The following is a 19,919-nucleotide window of genomic DNA, read 5'->3' as shown; positions in this document are numbered from 1 at the left end:
GGCCGTCTCCATTGGTACGGACAGGGACGGTCTACGATGGCCTCGTCATCCGGTGCGCCACAGTCGAGGAGCGCACCCGCATCCTCGCGTACACCGGCAAGTCCCCGCCACTCTCGCTGACCGTCAGCAGGCCACGGTCGCGCAGGGCACAGGCCGAGCGCCATTCCTCCGGCGCCCAGGCTCCAAGTTTCTCATCGGCCGCGAGTCACTCTAGAAGTGCGCGCTGCCGTTCGCTCAAGGCGACCACCGATGCACGAGCCCCAGCCCACACCGCACCCTCTCACCCTACATAGAGCCGAAAGCGTGGCCGCGGGCAGTGGGGCTTCCCTGGGACTTTTCTGGGACTTCCGCCCGCATCAACGGGCATGACCGTGAAACAGCCGAAAGGCCATCAGCGCAGGTCAGCGCCCCAAAGCCACCCATCGCAGCAGGTCACAGCACCCCCTGGTCTCTTCCGGGACATCTGAGAACTCCGCGAAAGGGTGCCGCCGCATCCTGTCTGACCTGCACGAATGTGGGTATGGACGGGGTGTACTGCACCGCGACCGGGCCGGGCCCCGGAGAGGGCCCGGCCTTGGGCAGTCGTCGGCTCGCGGGCTCAGCGCTTGATGAGCTTGCCGACCGCGTTGGCCTCCCATGCCTGGTCGGTCAGGAACTTCCAGGACAGGTTGATGAATCCGTGGTCCCCCCAGCCGGAGCCCCAGGAGTTCTCCACCCGCACTCCCTTGCTGTTGTAGCCGACTATGGCCATCGCGTGACCGCCTGCCATGGGGTCAGCGGCCGACGGGTAGTAGCTGTAGGAGGCGGCCTCTCGGGGAGTGACGCCGAAGAAGCTGTTGTGTACCGGCATCGCGACGGCGACCGGCAAACCCTTGGCGAGCGCGGCCTTCACCTCGGCCTTGATCCGGCTTCCGGTGTGCAGAGGGGTGTACCCGGACAGCTTCCACTTCGCCGCGTTTCTCGTTTCGCCGGCAGTCGGCTGGGTTGTGTAGTCGAAGTCCCCCTGCCAGTAGTGGGACTTGGCGTCGATGCCCTGCTTCATCGCGATCCTGAGGTGATCGGCCAAGGAGGTCCCGCGCTCCTGCCCCTTGACGACCTGCGCGTAACTGAACATGGGTGCCTGCGGCCCACCGGAGATCTTCTGCTCGTGCTCCAGGACGCCGTAGGCCGTGTAGTCGACGGCCCATGCGGCGCAGGAGCCGACCTGGCCCTGGTTGCCGGGGGCGGGGGCGTACTTACTCAGGTCGACGCTTTCAGGAAGGCTGGTCTGCGTCGTCGCAGGCTTCGCTCCGACCGCGATGCCGGGCGTGAGCGCCGCCAGCCTGGGCTTGAGGGCCTTGCCGAGTACTGTCGTCCGCCAGTTCTCCCGCGACCGCACCGCGCCGGTGGCGAAGCGTTTCGACTTCCCGGCCGCCGTGTGCGGTATCTGCGACGCCTGGGCGCTTGTCGCTTGGTGACCGCCGGTCATCAGGGTGGCCGCCGAGGACACGCCGACGGTGACGGCGCCTACCACGCCTGCTGAGGCGAGCGCGAGCACCGCGCGTGACCTGCCGCTCATCGCCTTCCACCGGTGCGAACCGTGACTCATCGATGTCCTCATTCCTAGGGAGAGAGAAAGAACTGTCAGGGACCTGACAGTTGGAGGGGTATGGGAGCCCGACGTGGGCCGGGCCACCGGGTTCGGCGCCTTCGCTCCGCAACGCCCTCGTTCGCGAAGCCCTTATGGCGCCTCCACCTTGGGAGATCTCTCGGGCCGCGACGGATAACAGGAATCCGGCGGTGGCCGCTGAGCGCCGACCGCTGAAGGCGTCTGGTGGACCGTTGGTCGCAGCACTCAGTCGGAGAAGTCCTGAGTGAGCCAGACGGTGCCCTTGGCATCCCGGTGGACGCCTATGCCGACGTGACGGAACGCCGTGCTGAGAATGTTGCGCCGGTGCCCGTCGTTGGGCGGCTGCTCGTTCAGCATGGACTGCGTCAGGCCGACGGCAGCGGCAGCGATCTGCTGGGGATCCGGCCCCGCCGACGCCTGCCCGATGTTCTCTCCGGCCGCTCCCCAGCGCACGCCCTGAGCCGTCTCCCGTTCCCCCAGAGCCGCTTCACCCGGGCACTGGTGGGACAGACCACATCCGTCGTCCATCACGGTGTTGTGGGCCTGTGCACTGCGGGTGAGCCCCGAAGCGAGGGTGTAGGGCGGCAGACCGTTGTCGGCGCGCGCCTTGTTGATCAGGGCGAGGACCTGCTGGGCGGCGTCGACCGTGGGGCTCGGCCGGGGCGTCTGCACCGGGGATGCGGTCAGCGGCGGGCGGGAAGGTCGTTCGTCCCGGCTCGCCGCGGTGGTCTCCTTGCGGCTTGGTGTCGTCGTGGGCCGCGAGGAAGGCGTACTGCTGGAACGGCGGGCCAAGGGTGTCGGGCTGGGTGAGCTCACCGACGTCGCCGGCGTGTGCCGGGGCGCGGCAGCCGCACTCGTGGTGTCGTGGCCGCTACCCGAGGGGACGAGAGCGAGGGACAACGCGGCTGCGGCAGCGGTAGCGGTCGCGGCGGCGCCTCCGGCGACCACGCCCGCGCCCCGGGGGCGGGCGTGCAGGATCCGGCGGACGCCCCCGCCGCTCGGCTTGGGCGCGCGATGTGCACCCCGCCGCACCGCCGTCCTGACCACCCGCTCGCCGCCGCGGCCGGACATTCCCTGCTGGAAGGCCACGTTGACGACGGACGCGCCGTGGCTGCCGGACACCAGCCAGAGCAGGCCGGCCGCCGGCGGCACCAGGCCGAGACCGACGAGCAGCCCTTCCGCCGGCACCAGGCCGATCCAGTACCCCGAACACGCCGCGCAGCCACGCGCGTGCCGGGCTATTCGCTTACGCCACAGCGCGGAGGGGACGCCGTCCCAGTGGGCCACCATCGCCAGCAGTTCCTGGCAGCGCGGCTCTGCCGACAGCGCACGCACGACGACCCTGGCCGTTTCCAACTGGATCTTCATCCGCTGCACCCGTACCGCCGTGTGTTGCTGGGGCAGTTCCAGGGCTGCGGCCACCTCTTCACGGGTGAGCTCGCCCGCGGCCTCCAGCCACCACAGCGACAGCAGTGCGCGGTCGTCCTCGTCCAGCCACCGGGTGGCCTCGGCGACCTCCCTGCGCTGGCCGGCGAGGCCCAGGCGGATGATGGTCAGATCGACGAAGTCGGTAGCGGGATCGGCGAGGTCGGTGACGTCGTCCACCCTGGTATCGGCCGGCGACGCCTGCCTGCTGCGCCAGTGCCGGCGTATCTCGTTCATCGTCACGGCCACCAGCCACGAGCGGAACCGGTCGGGATCGCGCAGCCCGTCGAGCCCCTGCAACATGCGGAGCATGGCCTCCTGCACCACGTCGTCGACATCGGCATGTCCGCGAAGTGCACGGCCCACGATGTTGTAGACCAACGGCAGAAAGCCGGCCACAAGCTCGTCCTGCGCCTGCTGATCCCCAGCACGCGCGGCCACCACAGTCGCTGCTCCAGGATGTGGGTTCACGTTCCGGCTTCCTTCCTCACTGTGCAGTCGGTCGTTCTATGGCTGGGGATCCTTCCGCCGTGGCCGGATAACAGAAAACCGTGGCGCATTTTCATGAGGCCGACGTCACACGCGACCGAAACGGGCGAGAGCGCTCATCAGCGCTAAATGCGTAAACTCACGGAGAAATTGCTGCACAATCGCGTCCGCTCGGGGTTCCAGGGGCCGAGTTGGCCGGCGCGGACGGCGGGGAGGCTTCGCCACAGGCCGTTGCTGCTCAGGTCCGCCGGCTGAAGACTGCTGGAGCGCACGTCGAGGAGGATGAGATCGGCCGGATAGCGGTCGACGACTTCCCAGGAGAGTCTTTCCATGTAGCGGTTGCCGCCGGTGGGTTTGACGACGTCGAGGCCCAGGCTCTCGAAATCGCCGAGGGAGGGGCATCCCGCCTTGCTGATCCGGATGCCGTCCTGGTCGGCGGAGGCGAACAGGACCCGCAGTCCGGGCTTGCCTTTGATGGCCCGGCGCGCCCGGTCGCGAGCGGCGGCGTAGGCCGCTTGCCCGCGCCGCAGCTCCGGTGCGGTGAAATCCGCTCCGAGGGCGGCGGCCAAGTCGGCGTAACGCCGCGCGGCGGTGTCGACCTTGGCTCCGTACACCTCTATGGACACCAGGGGAGCCAGCTCTTCGACGAGCTCCAGGCTGCTCCGGTCGATCTGCGGCGCGCCGTACTGGAGAGGGTCGACGACGAGGTCCGGGTGCAGCTTGCCCATCCGCTCGACGCTGATACGGCCCCAGGTGCCCCCGACCACGGCCACCCGGCTGAGGTTCACCTCGCCGACCACGGTGACGTCCTTGCCACCGCCCTGCTTCCGTAAGGCGCCGTACACACCGACCGGGCGGATTCCGTAGTCCCACAGGGCCGCGGCCGCGGTGGTGTACGCCACGATACGTCGCGGGCGCCTGTCCCGTCGGACCGTGCGCCCGGCGTCGTCGGTGAAGCTCCAGACGGTCCGGCCGAGGACGGCTCGTCCACGACCGGCCTCCGGGGGTGAGCAGCCCGCCGCGCCGAGCGCGAAGAGCCCGAGGGCACCGGTGGTCAGAAACCGTCGACGGCCGGGCAGGGGCACCATACAACTCCTCGGGTACACAGGGGTGTTCAAGGCTGCGAAAGCCGCACGGCAGATCGTGGCGGCGGCACGCCGCCGCGGCAGAAGGCGCACCTGGGCCGCGACCGCTGCCCTGGTACTCGTCGTGCTCGGGGCGTTCATCGCCACGCTGACGCTGGGCGAGTTCGACCTGCCGCTGCCGGAGGTGATCGGGTCGCTCACCGGACGGTTCTTCGGCAGTGCCTCCTGGGAAAGCGACTTCTTCGTCCTTGACGTCCGGCTGCCGCGGGTGCTGACGGCCATGCTGGCCGGAGCGGCGTTCGGTCTGTCCGGCGCGCTCTTCCAGAGTCTGATCCGCAACCCGCTGGCCAGCCCGGACGTCATCGGCATCACCTCGGGCGCGAGCGCCGCGGCCGTCGTGTGCGTGCTGGTCCTCGGGGTGGGCGGAATGACGGTCTCGTTCGGGGCGTTGGCGGGTGCGCTGGTCACGGCCGCCCTCATCTACCTGCTCGCGTGGCGGAACGGGGTGAGCGGGTACCGCCTCGTCCTCGTCGGCATCGGGATCGCGGCGGTGCTGTCCAGTCTGATCTCCTACCTGATGGCCACCGCACAGGTCAGCGATGCCCAGCGGGCACTGGAGTGGCTGACCGGGAGCCTGGACGGCCGCAGCTGGCCGCACGCCGGGACGCTCGCGCTGTGCCTGGCCCCGCTGCTGCCCGCCACGGCGATGCTGGCGCGCTCGCTGACGGTGCTCCAGTTCGGCGACGACACCGCGACCGGGCTCGGGGTGCGGGTGGCCTCCCGCCGGCTCGCGCTGCTGGCGGTGGCGCTGGCCGCGGTGGCGACCGCGGCGGTCGGCCCGGTCCCGTTCGTGGCCCTGGTCAGCGCGCCGATCGCGCGCGGGCTGCTGCGCGGGAGCAGACCCCCGTTGACGGCAGCGACGCTGGCCGGCGCGGTGCTGATGCCGGTGTCCGACTTCGTCGGTCAGCATCTGTTCGGCTCGACGGAGCTACCGGTGGGTGTGGTGACCGGTGCCGTGGGAGCCCCGTATCTGCTTCTCGTGCTGGCCGGCACCAACCGCTCGGGACGCGGCGGATGACCATGACCGGACGAAGGGACGGAGGACGGGGTCGGATGACCGAACCGCATGTGCTGCGCGCGGAGGAGGTCCGGCTGGGCTACGACGGGCGGGAGGTCCTCAGACGTCTGTCGTTCGACGTCCCCCCGGGCGAGGTCACGGTGATCGTGGGCCCGAACGGCTGCGGCAAGTCCACCTTGCTGCGGGCGCTGGCGCGGCTCCAGCGCCCGGCTTCGGGCGCGGTGTGTCTGGACGGCCGGAACATCCACACGATGTCGACGCGGCAGGTCGCCGCCGTGCTCGGCATCCTGCCGCAGGCGCCCGTCGCGCCGCCCGGGATCCGCGTCGGCGAGCTGGTGGGACAGGGCCGTCATCCGCACCAAGGGTGGCTGCGGCGATGGAGCGCCGAGGACGAGGACGCGGTGGCGCAGGCGCTGCTCGCCACCGGCACTCTGGAGCTCGCCGAGCGCCTGGTGGACGAGCTCTCCGGCGGGCAGCGGCAGCGGGTGTGGATCGCGATGGCGCGCGCCCAGCGCACCGGACTGCTCCTGCTCGACGAGCCGACGACCTATCTCGACGTGCCGCACCAGATCGAGGTGCTGGACCTGCTGACCGACCTCAACGGCAGGGACGGCACCACCGTCGTCGCGGTGCTGCACGACCTCAACCTCGCCTGCCGCTACGCCGACCGCATCGTGGTGATGGCCGACGGCACGATCGTCGTCGAGGGTCCGCCCTCGCAGATCGTGACCGAGGACCTGATGCGGACGGTCTTCGGTATGGACTGCCGGATCATCCCCGACCCGGTCTCGGGCACTCCGCTGATCGTGCCCATCGGGCGCCACCACTGCACGACTGCGAGCACCGGGCCGGCCACCGGCGCGGTCAGTCCCCGATGAAGTCGATCTCCGGTGTGAGCAGGACGCCGGTGCGGTCGAGCACCTGCCGCAACACCATGTCGACGGCTTCGCGGAAGCCCGCCGCGCTGGCCCCGTCGTCGGCGACGAGGGTGTAGTGCACGGAGGAGATCCGGACGCCGGGTGTGAGGGGGTGGTTCAGAGCGAAGCCCGCCTGCCGGATGAGCCAGCTCGCACTCACCCGCGTGGAGCCGTCGGGAAAGCGGGACACCGGCGCGCCCAGGTCCCGCAGCTCCGCGGCTCTCGCACCGCCGACCTCCGGGCTGAAGAAGACGCTGCCGATGGAACGCCGGTCCTTCTCGCAGGAGTCCAGCACCATGCCCTTCCTGCGGCGCACCGCCAGGACCGCTTGGGCTGCCTGATCCGGGGGCACGCTGCTGCCCAGCGGTACGTCCAACTCCTCGGCCACGCTGCGGTACGTCACCGGGCAGCTCAACTCGGCCCGGCGCAGGGCGAAGAGCAGGGACAGCACGGTCCAGCGCCGGGTCCTCTTGAACATGCTGCTGCGGTGGCCCAGTGCGCACTCGGACGCGTTCAGGCTGACCCGGCGGCCCCGTTCCCAGTCCCACGCCTCCACGCTGCGCAGGGTGTCGGACACTTCCTGCCCGTACGCTCCGACGTTCTGCACGGGCGTCGCGCCGACGGTGCCGGGAATGCCCGCCAGCATCTCCATCCCGACCAGCCCCTCGGCAATCAGCGTCTCCACGAGATCCCACAGCGGGTGCCCGGCCTGCACCTCCACCAGCACCCGGTTGTGGTCGTCCGTTCCCACCACCCGTAAGCCCCGAGTGGCGATCCGCAGGACCGGGAGGGTGGACCCCTGGTCGCCGACGAGGACGTTGCTGCCCTCTCCGAGGCATACGGGTGGGGCGGGGCAGTGGCGCACCTCCTCGACGAAGTCGGGGAATTCGGCGAGTTCGTGGAGTTCCACCAGGGACGTGGCCGGTCCGCCGATACCGAGGGTCGTCAACGGGGCGAGTGGCGTCCCGTAACTGACGCGCATAGTGGGCTCCTTATAAACGCGTACCAGGAATCACAAAAGTGGGTGAGTTTGCTTGAGAGAGCCCGTTTCCATTCATATGACAGCAGACTCCCGGCGTCGCAGACAGTATCGTCTGCCTACTCATTGTTCAGCGACTGAACGGGGACGGTTCTCCCGGCCCGTGCCCCGAAGGCTGCGCCCGCCCGGTCCGTTCAGGCGCCGGGCCATACCGCACCGCCCCGGCCGCAGCTCACAGGCGAGTACAGCCCAGTACGTCGTCGGTCCGCTGGACGATCCGACGGACGTCGGCCGCGTCATGGCGCTGGAGTTGCCGGCGGAGACCGGTCAGACGGGTACGGCCGCGCGCCGAGGCGACCTGACCGGCGAGGTCCAGTGCCGCCCCGGCGGCCTGGGCCGCACCGTCGAGCTCGCCCAGTAGCAGCCGCGCCTCGGCCAGCGAGGTCTGGTGCAGCAGGCGGTTGCGCGGCTGGCTGCCGTCGAACAGTTCCAGGCCACGGGCCAGCTCGAAGGCGGCGCGGCCGGGCCTACCGACCTCCAGCCAGGCTCGACCGGCGTCGCCGACCAGCACGGCGCGGGTGACCCAGTAGGCCCAAGGCTCCTGGCCCCGGGGCTCGGTCATCCCCTGTTCGTCACCCATGGCCTCGTAGATGGCGGCGGTCTCCTCCAGCGCACGTGCGCAGCCGTCCCGGTCTCCGAGGCTGGCGTGGGCCCTGGCCTGACGGCTGACCAGCAGTGCCTGTCCGGGGCTGGGGGCCTGGCCGGCGGTGCCCTTTCGCGCGATCCGGATCAACCGCAGCGCCTCCTCGCCACGGCCGTGCCACATGGCCAGGTAGCTGAGGCAGGAGAGGACGTGCGCAGCCAGAGCGCGATCACCCGCCAGGCGTGCGGAACGCAGGGCTTGGAGCAAGTAGTGCCTGCCGTGGGCTTCGTCACCGAGGTCGGCGGCCACCCAGCCGACGATGTGGGCGAGTTCGGCCACGAGCCGGTGCAGCCGGATGCCGGTCTCCTGGTCGTACGAGCAGGTGTCGACGAGGGACATGGCCCACCGTAGGTCCTGGACCGCCCAGTCCAGGAGCAGCCTGCCCCCGCGGTCGTCGTCGAGCAGGCGGAACTGGCTGATGCGCTCGCCGATCAGGCTCAGCACCGCGGCATCGACCCCCTCGACGCCCCGCTGTCCACGGGGCGGGGTATCGGTGTTGAGGAGCCAGTCCACGGCCGCAATGGCCAGGCCCTGTTGGCCCGTCGCGGTGGTGGAGGGGGACAGGCACCGCTGTGCCGGCGGAACCCGGCATACGGAGTGGCACGGCTCCGGTGGTGTGCCCGGTAGTCGGTCCGGACCGGAATCCGGTTCCGTGGGCGGGAATTTGTCGGGCCACAGCGAGTGGAGCGGTACCGGCTCCCCCAGCCGTTCGGCGAGGATCTCGGAGACCACGCGGGGCAGGCCGTGACGCGGACACGACCCCTTGAGCCAGTTGTACGGCGCCTTGGCGCTGATGGTGCCCGCACCACAGACCCTGTTGATCTCCCGGGCCAGCCGGTCCGGGGACCAGGACAGCCGGCGCAGGCACGCGGCCAATATCGAGGTGTTGTTCATCCGCTTACGACGCCCCATCTCGCTTTGAACAGCCTTCGATGCTAAGGAACTCCGACCTATCGTCGCATCGAGCGGACCGATACCCAAACGCAATAGGACGGGGCCGCATTGCCGAAGTGGCGCGAGATACACCTCGGTCCGGCAGGAAGACCTCAAAGCGTTTCGACGGCCAGTTGACCGATATTCGTCGCAGCTTTTCAGTTGAATGCTTTCGCCGATTCGGCAGTGACGGCAGGGGGTGCACGATCCGCCCGCAGCGCCGGCCAGTAGAGCAAGCCACCGACGACCAGCACCACGACGGCGAACGCAAGAGGCGCATCGAAGGACCCGGTGATTTCGGCCAACCAACCGGTCAGCAGCACCCCACCGGTGGTGGCCAACGTATTGGCGAAATTCATCAGCCCGCCGACCGCACCCACCGCATCCGGTGGGGCCAGGAGCCCCGGCAGGCTCCACGCCACGGGCGCGGCCACCGCGAGCCCGCCGAGGGAGAGGGACATCCAGAAGACCGCGCCGAGGGGCGAGTCGGCCCACCCCGCGCAGCCGATGGTCGCGCCCAGCGCCAGCCCGCCCAGCAGCACCGGCCGGCGGCCGGCCACGGCGTCCCCGCCACCGCGCACCATGCGGTCGACCAGCCATCCTCCGCAGACGAGCTCGGCCACGGTCGCCACCAGCCACGGCACCATGGAGTACAGGCCCGCGGAGCCCAGTGCCACGCCGAACTCCCGCTGGAAGTACACCGGCATCCAGGTGAGCACCACATTGATGGTGTAGCCGTAGCAGGCGAAGCCCAGTGAGATCGCCCAGATCCGCCGGGAACCCAGTACGCCGCGCAGTCCGCCCGTCGTGCCACCTCGCCCGCGGGCGTGCTCCGCACCAGGAGGCCGGGGGTGCTCGGCCGGGTCGCGATAGCCCCACCACCATGCCAGGGCGAACAGCAGGCTGAGCACGGTGGTGAACAGGAACCCGGCTCGCCAGCCGTACCTGCTGATCACCCACGCCAGCACCGGGAAGGCCAGTACGTTGGCGAACTTCGTCGCACCGTCGAACAGCGCGGTGGCCCGGCCCCGCTCAGCGGTGGGGAACCACGCCGCGGTCGCCTTCGAGGCGCCGACCATCGAGGGCCCCTCGGCCACGCCCAGCAGCACCCGGGCCAGGACGACGAGCCCCAGACCGGAGGCCACGGCCGTCAGCAGACTCGCCGCGGCCCATAACGGGACGGCGATGCGGTTCAGCCACTTCACGCCGATCCGGTCGACCAACAGGCCGGAGGGCAGCTGGACCAGGCAGTAGGACCAGCTGAACGCGGCAAGTACCACGCCGAGTTCGCCAAGGCTCAACCCGAATTCGGCGGCAAGTGGCGTACTGGCCACGGAAAAGACCGTACGGTCAAAGAAGTTTACGAGGATGCCGCCGGCCAGAAGCGAGCCGATGGCCCAGCGGGAGCGGCCAGGGGGTGTCATGGAACGTGGTCGATCCTTCATCGGGGACGCGGATTTCACGGTGTTATCCGGTGACTCCAACAAAGATCCACACTAACCACACCCGGCCGCACCCGCCGTGGACGGGCTATTTATCGGCCAACCGCCGGCCGGATCCGGCGGGCGGATATTCCTCAGGCGCTGTCGGACCGGGATCCGACTTCTTCCGGGGCCGGGCGACGGTGGGCTCGCCCATGATGCGGTGCCCGGGCGCCACATCATCGAGCACCAGGGCGTGTGCACCGGTGAGGGCGTCGTCGCCGATGGCCAGCGGCCCGAGGACGGTCGCGTTCACACCGAGCGTGACACGGTCGCCGACTTTCGGGTGCCGCCGGTCGCCGCTCGGCCGCAGCGTGTCCCGCCACCACCCCACAGCGCCCAGTGTCACCTGCTGGTAGATGGTGACGTCGTCCCCCGGCACGGCGGTCTCGCCGATGACCACGCCGGTGCCGTGGTCGATGAACAGCCGGCGGCCGACCCGTGCCCCCGGGTGGATCTCGATTCCGGTCAGAACCCGTGCACAGCTGGTCAGCACGCGGGCGGCTGTCCGGTGCCGCCGACCGTACAGGTGGTGCGCAACGCGGTGGATCCACACCGCGGGCAGCGCGGAGTGGAACACCGCCTCCGCCCAGGAGGCGATCGAGGGGTCGCGGGCCAGTGTCGTGTCGATGTCTTCGAGCATCCAGGACAGTGGGCCGTTCCCGGTGCGCCGGCGGCCGAACGGAACGGCGGCCGCTTTCGGATTCCGGTCGGGCTGTGACGGAGGCACGGCTCAGTTCCCCATGCCTTCTGCCTTCTCCCAGTCCTCCTTGGAACCGGAGTCCGCGAAGACCGTGACAACGGTGTTGTCGGGACCGAGGTTCTTTGCCTTCTCGCGCGCGATCAGCCAGCTCGCGCCGGCCGAGGAACCGATCCTGGTACCGGTCTCCTTCCAGAAGTCGTACATCGCCGTGAGCGCTTCGCGATGCCCGACCTGGGCGCTCTCGAACTCCGGGAGCAGCTTCTCCACGAAGGGCTGGCGCATCCCGTAGGTCAACCCGCCGGCACCGGCGAACTTCGGTTGTGCATTGGGCGGTTCGGGCGTGCCGTAGGGAAGCTCATCGGGGGTCACGCCGATGACGGAGAGCCCGGGGGCGATGCCCCGCAGCGCCCGGGCCACGCCGGCGAGCATGCCGCCGCTGCCCACCGCCGCCACCACGGCACTGGGGCGGACACCGTCGAGCTGGCCCACGATCTCCCGGCCCGTGAAGAACTGGTGCGCGGCGACATTCGCCATGTTCCGGTGCTGCGCCAGCAGCGTCCAGCCGGGGTCCTCCTCGGCGATCTCCGAAGCGCGCCGCATGATGGCGAGCGGAAACTCCGAGGCCGGCACCAGGTCGACGGCGGTTCCCCCTCGGACAGATGGGTCAGCAGACTCTGCGGTACGGAATCCGGCATCACGGCCCGTGCGGGGATTCCGGTGAGCTTGTTGAGTCCCGTCAGCGCGGCGTCAGGCCGCGGAGCGTGAGGTCGACGAGGGCGTCGGTGTACTCGTGGGTGAGGGGCGCGTCGCCCAGCAGCCAGCGATGGGCGATGGGGCCCGCCAGCATCTCCACGGCGATCCGCGGATCGACGTCCGGCGCGATCTGGCCGGCTCGCCGGGCGGAGCCCAAGCGTTCGAGGCAGAGCCGTAATTGGGGCTCCACCAGGCGCGTCACCAGCTCCTCCCCGAGCTCCGGGTCGGCGATGCCGGCGGCGGCGAGGGCGCGGGCGGGTACGTCGTACCCCGGGTCGCTCATGATGTCGATCGTGGACCGCAGAACGGCCTTGAGGTCGGCCTCCAGATCGCCGGTGTCGCGGATCGCCGTCCCGGTCCGCGCGATGTCCTCGGTCAGGGAGACGACCGCGTCACGGAGTATGGCCGCCTTGGAGGGCCACCAGCGGTAGATGGTCTGCTTGCCGACGCCGGCCCGGGCGGCGACGCCTTCGATGGTCACCTTCGGATAGCCGACCTCGTGGACGAGTTCCAGCGTGGCGCCCAGGATCGCGCTGTGGGTGCGGCGACGGCGGTGGGCGGCTTCGGGTGCGCGGTTGGAGGGCATGACGCATAGCGTAGGGCATGACGAGGCGATACGTCTCGTCTTGACAAGACGCAACGTATCGTCCAGACTCATTTGCGTACCGAGACGGAACGCCTCGGCTCACCGACGGAAGGAGAAGCCCATGGCCAAGGGAGCAGGAAACATGCTGGGCCTCGGCGGCACCCGCTCCAACCTGTCCCGCAGTGCGATGCGCGGCGGAAAGCAGGGCGGAGTGCGCGGTGGTGGCGTCAGTCCCCAGGACCAGAAGCGTGAGCTGCTGCGAAAGCTCAAGGAAGCGCGGTCCTCCGACGAATCCCCCGCGTCGTGAGGACCCCTCCCTGAGAGAGCCGGCTGCGCACGGGCTACCGTGCGCAGCCGGTTCACCCCCCGGGACCCGGAAGTGCGGGCCCCGGAAGCGCGGGGCGCGGAAGGCGTCGGCAGTCGACCGACTACGAGTGGGCGCCGACTACGAGTGGGCGCGGAACAGTGCGGTCCAGTCCCGGACCGAGAGGTCCTTGACCCGATCGTCGGTCCGCACCCCGGCGCCACGCACGAACTGGGCGTGGCCGCGGCGCAGCACCTTTCGCGCGGCCTCACCGATCGTCAACTGACCGGTGTCGAAGAACTGTTGGGTGAACCGCTGATAGGCGGTGCGCTCACGCCACGGTACGGGCGGTCGGCGGCGCGGTGTCACCACCAGCGTCTGGGTGTCGGTGCGCGGCACGGGGCTGAAGTCCTGGCGGGAGAAGGCCAGTCCGCCCTCGAACGTGTACCACGGCTCCCACTGGGCGTTGAAAAGGTTGCCGCCCCAGGCGCCGGTCCGCTTGCCCACATACTCACGCTGTAGCAGGAATACGCCCTGGCGCATCTGGTCCGGCCCCAGCTCCAGGCAGCGTCTCAGAATCTTGGTGCCGGAGACAAAGGGCAGATTGCCAATCAAACGGACCGGCTGCCGGGGCAGCCGTAAGGTCAGAAAGTCCTCGTTCAACACCGTGACATCGGGCAGTGATTCGGCGGCCAGTCGACCCGCCCAGTGGCGGTCGATCTCCACCGCGAGTAAGGGGCGTCCGGCCGACGCCAGCGCCTTGGTCACCCTTCCGGAGCCCGCGCCTATCTCGACGATTAAAGGGACGGTCGGGGAACCGGGCGAGGCGGCATAAGAACATTCCAGCTGGTCGGAAAACCGGCCGGCGGCGGCCGCCGACCGGAAGAAATTCTGGCCCCATTCCCTGCGTGCGGCGCTGCGCGACGCGGCGGGAGCGGAGGCAGATTTCGGCGGCAGGAGAGGCTTCGTTTTCACCTACATCAATTTACCTATTCATGACCCGAAGGTCCATCAATTGCCCGTACGCCCAACGGAATTCAGCCACCCTGAGGCGCGATCGCGTCGGTCGACGAGCCGTTCGCTGATCGGCGGTGGTCACCGCGTGAACCAGCATTGCCGGCGAATTGTCGGGACGATCCGCGAGGTCCCGGGCGTTCGATCGCGGTCCGGTGCTTTACGTCCCGATGGCCGTCGGGATCTCTTCGCAGGCGACGCCATTGACCCGCTTGCCGCGGCCATCATTGATCACATAGAGTGGACAGCATGGGTTCTCTGTAAAAGTCGAGGATGTCGCCGCGTCGAGCTCCGCTCCGCCGCATCCATCCGCGCACTCCTGAAATACGCCGTCCCGCCGCCATCGGCCCCTTCGGCGTTCACTGTTGGGCCAGAGCGCCCGGACGGTCTTTCACCTGCGCGGATTCCCCACCCATCCTCGACCGTGAACAGGAGGACCTCACGTGCTTACCGCGCAACTGGCCCTGCATGACATCACCAAGCGCTACCAGGACCGCGTCGTACTCGACCGGGTCGGCTTCACCATCAAGCCGGGCGAGAAGGTCGGCATCATCGGCGACAACGGCTCCGGCAAGTCCACCCTGCTCAAGTTGATCGTCGGGCGGGAGCGGGCCGACAACGGCGCCGTCACCGTGGTCGCCCCCGGCGGCACCGGCTATCTGGCGCAGACGCTGGAACTGCCCCCCGAGGCCACCGTGCAGGACGCCATCGACCTCGCCATGGCCGAGCTGCTGGAGCTCGAGGCGGGGATGCGGCGGGCCGAGGCCGAGCTCGCCGAACGGCCCTATCAGACGGGCCCGGACCGGGAACTGGCCGCCCTGCTGGAGTCCTACGCCGGCCTGGTCGAGCAGTACCAGGCTCGCGGCGGCTACGAAGCCGACGCCCGGGTGGACATCGCACTGCACGGGCTGGGCCTGCCCAGCCTGGACCGCGACCGCCGGCTGGGCACCCTCTCCGGGGGCGAACGCTCACGGCTGGCCCTGGCCGCGACGCTGGCGTCGGCACCCGAACTGCTGGCGCTGGACGAGCCGACCAACGACCTGGACGACCGGGCGGTGAGCTGGCTGGAGAACCATCTGCGGGCACACCGCGGCACCGTGATCGCGGTGACCCACGACCGGGTGTTCCTGGAGCGGCTCACCACCACCATCCTGGAGGTGGACGCCGGCAAGGTGTCCCGCTACGGGAACGGCTACGACGGCTACCTCTCCGCCAAGGCCGCGGAGCGCGAGCGGCGGCTGCGCGAGTACGAGGAGTGGCGCGCCGAGTTGGACCGCAACCGGGAGCTGGTCACCTCCAACGTGGCGCGGCTGGACAACATTCCGCGCAAGGTGCCGTTCGCCGTCTTCGGCCATGGCGCCTTCCGGTCGCGTGGCCGTGGACACGGCGCGATGGGCCGCATCCGCAACGCCAAGGAGCGGGTGGCCCGCCTGACGGAGAACCCCGTCGCCCCGCCGGCCGACCCGCTGACCTTCACGGCCCGGATCTCCACCGCGGGCCCGGAGGAGGCGGCGCAGGCCCCGGTGGCGGAGCTCACCGACGTGTGCGTCGGGGACCGGCTGGACGTGGCGTCGGTGTCGGTACGCCCCGGCGAGCGGCTGCTGATCACCGGGCCCAACGGGGCGGGCAAGACCACGCTGTTGCGGGTGCTGGCCGGGGAGTTGGCACCGGACAGCGGGACGGTGCGGGTGCCCGGACGCGTGGGGCACCTGCGGCAGGAGCAGGCGCCCTGGCCGGCCGGGCTGACCGTGCCGGAGGCCTTCGCGCACGGGCGCCCCGGCCATCTCGACGACCACACCGAGGCGTTGCTGTCGCTGGGCCTGTTCAGCCCGGCGGACCTGGCACAGCGGGTGGGCGACCTCTCGTACGGGCAGCGGCGGCGGATCGAGCTCGCGCGGCTGGTGAGCGATCCGGTGGACCTGCTGTTGCTGGACGAGCCCACCAACCACCTCTCCCCCGTGCTGGTGGAGGAGTTGGAGCAGGCGCTCACGGACTACCAGGGCGCCGTGGTGGTCGTCACGCACGACCGCCGGATGCGGTCGCGGTTCAGCGGCTCGCACCTGTCGCTGAGCGAGGGCCGGATCGCCGCGTTCGTCACGGCGTGAGCCCGGTGCGGCGCACACCACCGGGCGGTACTCGACGAGGTCCGAGTACCGCCCGGTGGCGCGTCGGGGCGAGGGCGTCAGAGCCGCAGCGGCAGGGCGCGCAGCCGCCAGGAACCGGGGAAGAGCTGGCGCTCCAGGTCGGACGGCGGCACGGCCAGGGCGAGGCCGGGAAAGCGGTGCAGCAGTGCATCGATCGCCACCTCGGCCTCCTGGAGGGCGAGCGCCGCGCCCAGGCAGTAGTGCGGGCCGAACCCGAAGCCGACGTGGGTCTCGCGGCGGGCGCCGGGCGTCCGGGTGATGTCGAACCGCTCGGGATCGGGGAAGACCTCCGGGTCGTATCCGGCGGCGGCTATGACGGCCATCACCTGCTCGCCCTTGCGCACCGGCATACCGCCGACCCGGAGGTCGCGGACGGCGTAGCGCGGCTGGGTGATCTGCACCGGGCCGCACCAGCGCATGATCTCCTGGACCGCTTGCGGCAGCAGCTCGCGCTCGGAGCGGAGCAGCGCGAGCTGGTCGGGGTGGGTGAGCAGGGCGGCGACGCCATTGCCGATGAACTGGGCGGTGACCTCGTTCCCGGCGGTGATGAAGGTGAGGACGAGGGTGACGATCTCCAGGTCGGTGAGCCGCTCCCCGTGGTCGCCCTCGGCCTGGACCAGGCCGGTGAGCAGGTCGTCCATGGGCTCGGCACGGCGCCGTTCGATCGCGGTGTGGAGGTGGTCGGCCATACCGCGCACCGCGGGCTCCAGAAGAGCGAAGTCCAAGGTGTAGAACGCCGATCCCCAGTCGCGCCACTGCTGCCGCTCGGCCTCGGGGACGCCGGCGATCTCGCAGATGGTGGCGATGGACAGCGGATAGGCGACGTGCTCCAGGAGGTCCACCGAGCCGTCCCGGGCATGCTCCGGCAGCGTCCGGAGCAGCCTGTCGACCATCGCCTCCATGGTGGGCCGCAGTTGGGCGACGCGACGCGCGGTGAAGGCCCGCGCGGACACCTTCCGCAGCCGCGCGTGGTCGTGGCCGTCCTGGTAGAGGATGCTGTCGAGCAGATAACGGGCGTACTGCGGGGGGAAGTCGGCCTCGTCGAGGACCTGCGCGGTGACGTGCGGCAGGTCCATTCCCGGCACGCTACGGGGGTTGTTCACCAGGTCCGGATCGGAGAGCACCGCCTTGACGTCGGCGTGGCGCGTCGCCATCCAGAAGGGCTCGCCCCAGGGGTACCGGCCGCGCACCAGCGGCGCCTTTTCCCTGATCCGGGCGAAGGTGCCGAACGGATCGTTGAGGACCTGCGGGTCCATCAGCTCGACGGCCTCTTCGGTGGCCTCTTCGACGGGCACTTCGACGGGCGCGGGGGCGGAATCTTCGGTCGGTGTTCTCATCACTGCCTTCCGAATGGTGGGGGTGGGCGGCTCGGGTGTTTTTTGGGGGGAGCCGTGACAGTGGGGGACTGCGACGGCCAATGCTAGGAACCGACCCCATAACCGGCAAGATCGACTTTGTCAGGTTCGACCGATGTCGGGCGGGCGGCACCGTCGGCCGGTGACTGTGTCACCTCCGCATTGTCGGTCGAATTCATCGCACCGCAGACTGCCCCGACCCGTTCTCTGTGGTCTCCACGGCCTCACTTTCCCCCCATCTCCGAAGGAGAGCCAGAAACCGATGCTCCATCGCGTCAGCCGTCTGCCGTCGCTCACCGGCCTCCGCTGGTTGGCGGCGTTCGCGGTATTCGCCTGTCATATCGCCCAGCGGGGATTCTTCGCCGACCAGCAGGTCGCAGCCGCACTGATGCACCTCACCACGCTCGGCACGATCGCGGTCTCGGTCTTCTTCATACTGAGCGGATTCGTCCTGACGTGGTCGGCCCGCGACGGGGATTCCGTCTCGGCTTTTTGGCGGCGTCGATTCACGAAGATCTATCCTCTGCATTTCGTCACTTTCGTCGTGGCGGCCGTCATCATCCTCTCCCTCTCGGAGCCGGTGCTTCCCGGTGGTTCCGTTTGGGACGGTCTGGTGCCCAATCTTCTGCTGGTCCAGTCCTGGCTTCCGGAACCCAGCATCGTGGCCGGGTTCAATACCCCGAGTTGGTCGCTCTCCTGTGAATTCGCTTTCTATCTGACGTTCCCGCTGTGGTACCGGCTGGTGCGGAGGATTCCGGTACGGCGGCTGTGGTGGTGCGCCGCCGCTCTCGCCGCGGCCGTGATCTGTGTGCCGTTCGTGACGAGCCAGTTGCCGGCGAGTGCGGAGACCGCCCCCGGGATGCCGCTGAACGAGCTGTGGTTCGCGTCCTGGCTGCCGCCGGTGCGGATGCTGGAGTTCGTCCTCGGCATCGTGATGGCGCTGATCCTGCGCGCGGGCGTGTGGCGGGGCCCCGGGGTGGGGATCTGTGCGCTGCTGTTCGGCGCGGGCTACGGCCTCTCCCAGGTGGTGCCGCCGATGTTCACCATCGCCGCGTGCTCGGTCGTACCCGCCGCCCTGCTGATCGCCGCCCTGGCCGACGCGGATGTCAACGGCCGGCGCACGGGGCTGCGCTCGGCGGTGCTGGTACGGCTGGGCGAGTGGTCGTTCGCCTTCTATCTCGTCCACTTCATGGTCATCCGCTACGGACAGCGGCTGATGGGCGGCGAGTTGGGATACGCGCGCCAGTGGGGCACCGGGGGCGCGGTCGCGGTGACCCTGGCGATGCTGGCGGTCGCGATCCTGGCCGGTGGGCTGCTGCACACCGTCGTCGAGCGCCCCTGCATGCGCCTGCTCGGCGGCCGCCGCCCGGCAACCGCCGCCGCACCGGAGTCCACCACCGAGACGGACCCGAAGCTCATCCGCGTCTGACGTCGTGAATCTGATGTCGTGAACAAGCCCTTCCGAAAGGACCATGAGCGTGGCAGACCAGACCGCTCTCAGCCCCGCGCTGCTGGACTACGCCCGGAGCGTCGCCCTGCGCGACGACGACCTGCTGCGTGAACTGCACGAGATGACCGCGCAGCTCCCCGGGGGCCGGGCCATGCAGATCATGCCCGAGGAGGCGCAGTTCCTCGCCCTGCTGATCCGGCTCGTCGGCGCCCGGCGGGTGCTGGAGATCGGGACGTTCACCGGCTACAGCACGCTGTGCATGGCGCGGGCGCTGCCGGCCGACGGCCGGATCGTCACCTGCGACATCAGCGACAAGTGGCCCGATGTGGGCGCCCCGTTCTGGCAGCGCGCCGGGGTGGCCGACCGGATCGACCTGCGCATCGGCGACGCCGCCGAGACCCTCGCCGAGCTGCGGGAGCGCGAGGGGGACGGCGCGTTCGACCTGGTCTTCGTCGACGCCGACAAGACCGGGTATCCGCACTACTACGAGCAGGCGCTGGCGCTGGTCCGCCCCGGCGGGCTGGTGGCGATCGACAACACGCTGTTCTTCGGCTGGGTGGCCGATCCGGCCGTCGACGACCCCGACACCGTGGCCGTGCGCAAGCTCAACGACCTGCTGCGCGACGACGAGCGCGTGGACATCGCGCTGCTGACCGTCGCCGACGGGATCACCCTGGCCCGCCGCCGGGAGTGAGGTCTCACCGCCGCGTGCGGACCCCGTATCCGCCGCCACGACCACAAGGCCGAGCACTTCCGCTGCGAACGCGAGGGAGTGCTCGGCCTTGTGGTCGTGGCGGCGGTGCGGACGTGGGGCCCCCGGCGCCGCGGCCCGGCGGGGGGCGGGGCCCGCCCCGGCCCCCCGGGCGGGGGCGGGCGCCCGGGTCTAGCAGGTGGGGGGGCGCGGGCGGCGC

The 19,919-nt window shown here is 70.0% G+C and carries 17 protein-coding genes; 6 read left to right on the top strand and 11 right to left on the bottom strand.

Annotated features, from left to right (window positions below; all coding sequences use genetic code 11):
• Window positions 1-598: 598 nt before the first annotated feature.
• The 3 genes from AB0C96_RS27105 to AB0C96_RS27095 all read right to left on the bottom strand — a co-directional run bounded on the left by AB0C96_RS27105 (window position 599) and on the right by AB0C96_RS27095 (window position 4,611).
• Window positions 599-1,588, bottom strand: a complete 990-nt coding sequence (locus AB0C96_RS27105) for a C1 family peptidase (RefSeq protein ID WP_362920725.1) — start codon at window positions 1,586-1,588, stop codon at window positions 599-601.
• A 246-nt stretch (window positions 1,589-1,834) separates the two neighbouring features.
• A complete protein-coding gene (locus tag AB0C96_RS27100; RefSeq protein WP_362920723.1) occupies window positions 1,835-3,505 on the bottom strand; it encodes a sigma-70 family RNA polymerase sigma factor in 1,671 nt (556 codons plus the stop codon).
• 143 nt (window positions 3,506-3,648) lie between these two features.
• Window positions 3,649-4,611: an ABC transporter substrate-binding protein gene (locus AB0C96_RS27095; protein WP_362920721.1), complete on the bottom strand. Its 963-nt coding sequence runs from the start codon at window positions 4,609-4,611 to the stop codon at window positions 3,649-3,651.
• Window positions 4,612-4,633: 22 nt separating this feature from the next.
• Here AB0C96_RS27095 and AB0C96_RS27090 point away from each other — a divergent pair, with 22 nt between their 5' ends.
• Both AB0C96_RS27090 and AB0C96_RS27085 read left to right on the top strand, forming a co-directional pair.
• The gene (locus AB0C96_RS27090; RefSeq protein WP_362920719.1) at window positions 4,634-5,686 is read left to right on the top strand and encodes an iron chelate uptake ABC transporter family permease subunit; all 1,053 of its coding nucleotides are present in this window, start codon (window positions 4,634-4,636) and stop codon (window positions 5,684-5,686) included.
• A 35-nt stretch (window positions 5,687-5,721) separates the two neighbouring features.
• The gene (locus AB0C96_RS27085) at window positions 5,722-6,564 is read left to right on the top strand and encodes an ABC transporter ATP-binding protein (protein ID WP_362920716.1); all 843 of its coding nucleotides are present in this window, start codon (window positions 5,722-5,724) and stop codon (window positions 6,562-6,564) included.
• On the opposite strand, the gene AB0C96_RS27080 is transcribed toward AB0C96_RS27085, so the two are convergent.
• The 6 genes from AB0C96_RS27080 to AB0C96_RS27055 form a co-directional block, all read right to left on the bottom strand.
• A complete protein-coding gene (locus AB0C96_RS27080; protein ID WP_362920714.1) occupies window positions 6,551-7,585 on the bottom strand; it encodes a UDP-N-acetylmuramate dehydrogenase in 1,035 nt (344 codons plus the stop codon). The genes AB0C96_RS27085 and AB0C96_RS27080 overlap by 14 nt on opposite strands.
• Window positions 7,586-7,814: 229 nt before the next feature.
• Window positions 7,815-9,179, bottom strand: a complete 1,365-nt coding sequence (locus AB0C96_RS27075) for a hypothetical protein (protein WP_362920712.1) — start codon at window positions 9,177-9,179, stop codon at window positions 7,815-7,817.
• A gap of 197 nt (window positions 9,180-9,376) precedes the next feature.
• A complete protein-coding gene (locus AB0C96_RS27070; protein ID WP_362920710.1) occupies window positions 9,377-10,642 on the bottom strand; it encodes an MFS transporter in 1,266 nt (421 codons plus the stop codon).
• A gap of 106 nt (window positions 10,643-10,748) precedes the next feature.
• On the bottom strand, window positions 10,749-11,342 hold the full coding sequence (gene epsC / locus AB0C96_RS27065) for a serine O-acetyltransferase EpsC (protein WP_362920708.1): 594 nt from the start codon (window positions 11,340-11,342) through the stop codon (window positions 10,749-10,751).
• A gap of 90 nt (window positions 11,343-11,432) precedes the next feature.
• A complete protein-coding gene (locus tag AB0C96_RS27060) occupies window positions 11,433-12,002 on the bottom strand; it encodes a pyridoxal-phosphate dependent enzyme (protein ID WP_362920706.1) in 570 nt (189 codons plus the stop codon).
• Window positions 12,003-12,138: 136 nt separating this feature from the next.
• Window positions 12,139-12,741, bottom strand: coding sequence for a TetR/AcrR family transcriptional regulator (locus AB0C96_RS27055; protein ID WP_362920704.1), 603 nt, complete (start codon window positions 12,739-12,741; stop codon window positions 12,139-12,141).
• 121 nt (window positions 12,742-12,862) lie between these two features.
• On the opposite strand from AB0C96_RS27055, the gene AB0C96_RS27050 reads away from it, so the two are divergent.
• Window positions 12,863-13,048, top strand: coding sequence for a DUF6243 family protein (locus AB0C96_RS27050; RefSeq protein ID WP_362920702.1), 186 nt, complete (start codon window positions 12,863-12,865; stop codon window positions 13,046-13,048).
• Between the two features lie 138 nt (window positions 13,049-13,186).
• Here AB0C96_RS27050 and erm read toward each other — a convergent pair whose 3' ends face one another.
• Window positions 13,187-14,020 carry a 23S ribosomal RNA methyltransferase Erm gene (gene erm, locus AB0C96_RS27045; protein ID WP_362920700.1) on the bottom strand — a complete coding sequence of 278 codons (834 nt, stop codon included), beginning with the start codon at window positions 14,018-14,020 and terminating at the stop codon, window positions 13,187-13,189.
• A 482-nt stretch (window positions 14,021-14,502) separates the two neighbouring features.
• On the opposite strand from erm, the gene AB0C96_RS27040 reads away from it, so the two are divergent.
• The gene (locus tag AB0C96_RS27040; RefSeq protein ID WP_362920698.1) at window positions 14,503-16,164 is read left to right on the top strand and encodes a TlrC/CarA/OleB/SrmB family ABC-F type ribosomal protection protein; all 1,662 of its coding nucleotides are present in this window, start codon (window positions 14,503-14,505) and stop codon (window positions 16,162-16,164) included.
• Window positions 16,165-16,241: 77 nt separating this feature from the next.
• Here AB0C96_RS27040 and AB0C96_RS27035 read toward each other — a convergent pair whose 3' ends face one another.
• A complete protein-coding gene (locus tag AB0C96_RS27035) occupies window positions 16,242-17,540 on the bottom strand; it encodes a cytochrome P450 (protein ID WP_362920696.1) in 1,299 nt (432 codons plus the stop codon).
• Between the two features lie 280 nt (window positions 17,541-17,820).
• Here AB0C96_RS27035 and AB0C96_RS27030 point away from each other — a divergent pair, with 280 nt between their 5' ends.
• Together AB0C96_RS27030 and AB0C96_RS27025 are read left to right on the top strand one after the other, a co-directional pair.
• Window positions 17,821-18,987, top strand: coding sequence for an acyltransferase (locus tag AB0C96_RS27030; RefSeq protein WP_362920694.1), 1,167 nt, complete (start codon window positions 17,821-17,823; stop codon window positions 18,985-18,987).
• A gap of 49 nt (window positions 18,988-19,036) precedes the next feature.
• A complete protein-coding gene (locus AB0C96_RS27025) occupies window positions 19,037-19,702 on the top strand; it encodes a class I SAM-dependent methyltransferase (protein WP_362920692.1) in 666 nt (221 codons plus the stop codon).
• Window positions 19,703-19,919: the final 217 nt, after the last annotated feature.

The organism is Streptomyces sp. NPDC048506, from assembly GCF_040651315.1.
Taxonomy (GTDB): domain Bacteria; phylum Actinomycetota; class Actinomycetes; order Streptomycetales; family Streptomycetaceae; genus Streptomyces.
This window is presented reverse-complemented; position numbering and strand designations above follow the sequence as displayed.

Bases quoted from the DNA above. Each gene is read 5' to 3' on its own strand.
- AB0C96_RS27105 (WP_362920725.1), bottom strand. From the start codon at position 1,588: ATGAGTCACGGTTCGCACCGGTGGAAGGCGATGAGCGGCAGGTCACGC.
- AB0C96_RS27095 (WP_362920721.1), bottom strand. From the start codon at position 4,611: ATGGTGCCCCTGCCCGGCCGTCGACGGTTTCTGACCACCGGTGCCCTC.
- AB0C96_RS27085 (WP_362920716.1), top strand. From the start codon at position 5,722: ATGACCGAACCGCATGTGCTGCGCGCGGAGGAGGTCCGGCTGGGCTAC.
- AB0C96_RS27080 (WP_362920714.1), bottom strand. From the start codon at position 7,585: ATGCGCGTCAGTTACGGGACGCCACTCGCCCCGTTGACGACCCTCGGT.
- AB0C96_RS27075 (WP_362920712.1), bottom strand. From the start codon at position 9,179: ATGAACAACACCTCGATATTGGCCGCGTGCCTGCGCCGGCTGTCCTGG.
- AB0C96_RS27070 (WP_362920710.1), bottom strand. From the start codon at position 10,642: ATGACACCCCCTGGCCGCTCCCGCTGGGCCATCGGCTCGCTTCTGGCC.
- epsC (WP_362920708.1), bottom strand. From the start codon at position 11,342: ATGCTCGAAGACATCGACACGACACTGGCCCGCGACCCCTCGATCGCC.
- AB0C96_RS27060 (WP_362920706.1), bottom strand. From the start codon at position 12,002: ATGCGGCGCGCTTCGGAGATCGCCGAGGAGGACCCCGGCTGGACGCTG.
- AB0C96_RS27055 (WP_362920704.1), bottom strand. From the start codon at position 12,741: ATGCCCTCCAACCGCGCACCCGAAGCCGCCCACCGCCGTCGCCGCACC.
- AB0C96_RS27050 (WP_362920702.1), top strand. From the start codon at position 12,863: ATGGCCAAGGGAGCAGGAAACATGCTGGGCCTCGGCGGCACCCGCTCC.
- AB0C96_RS27035 (WP_362920696.1), bottom strand. From the start codon at position 17,540: ATGAGAACACCGACCGAAGATTCCGCCCCCGCGCCCGTCGAAGTGCCC.
- AB0C96_RS27030 (WP_362920694.1), top strand. From the start codon at position 17,821: ATGCTCCATCGCGTCAGCCGTCTGCCGTCGCTCACCGGCCTCCGCTGG.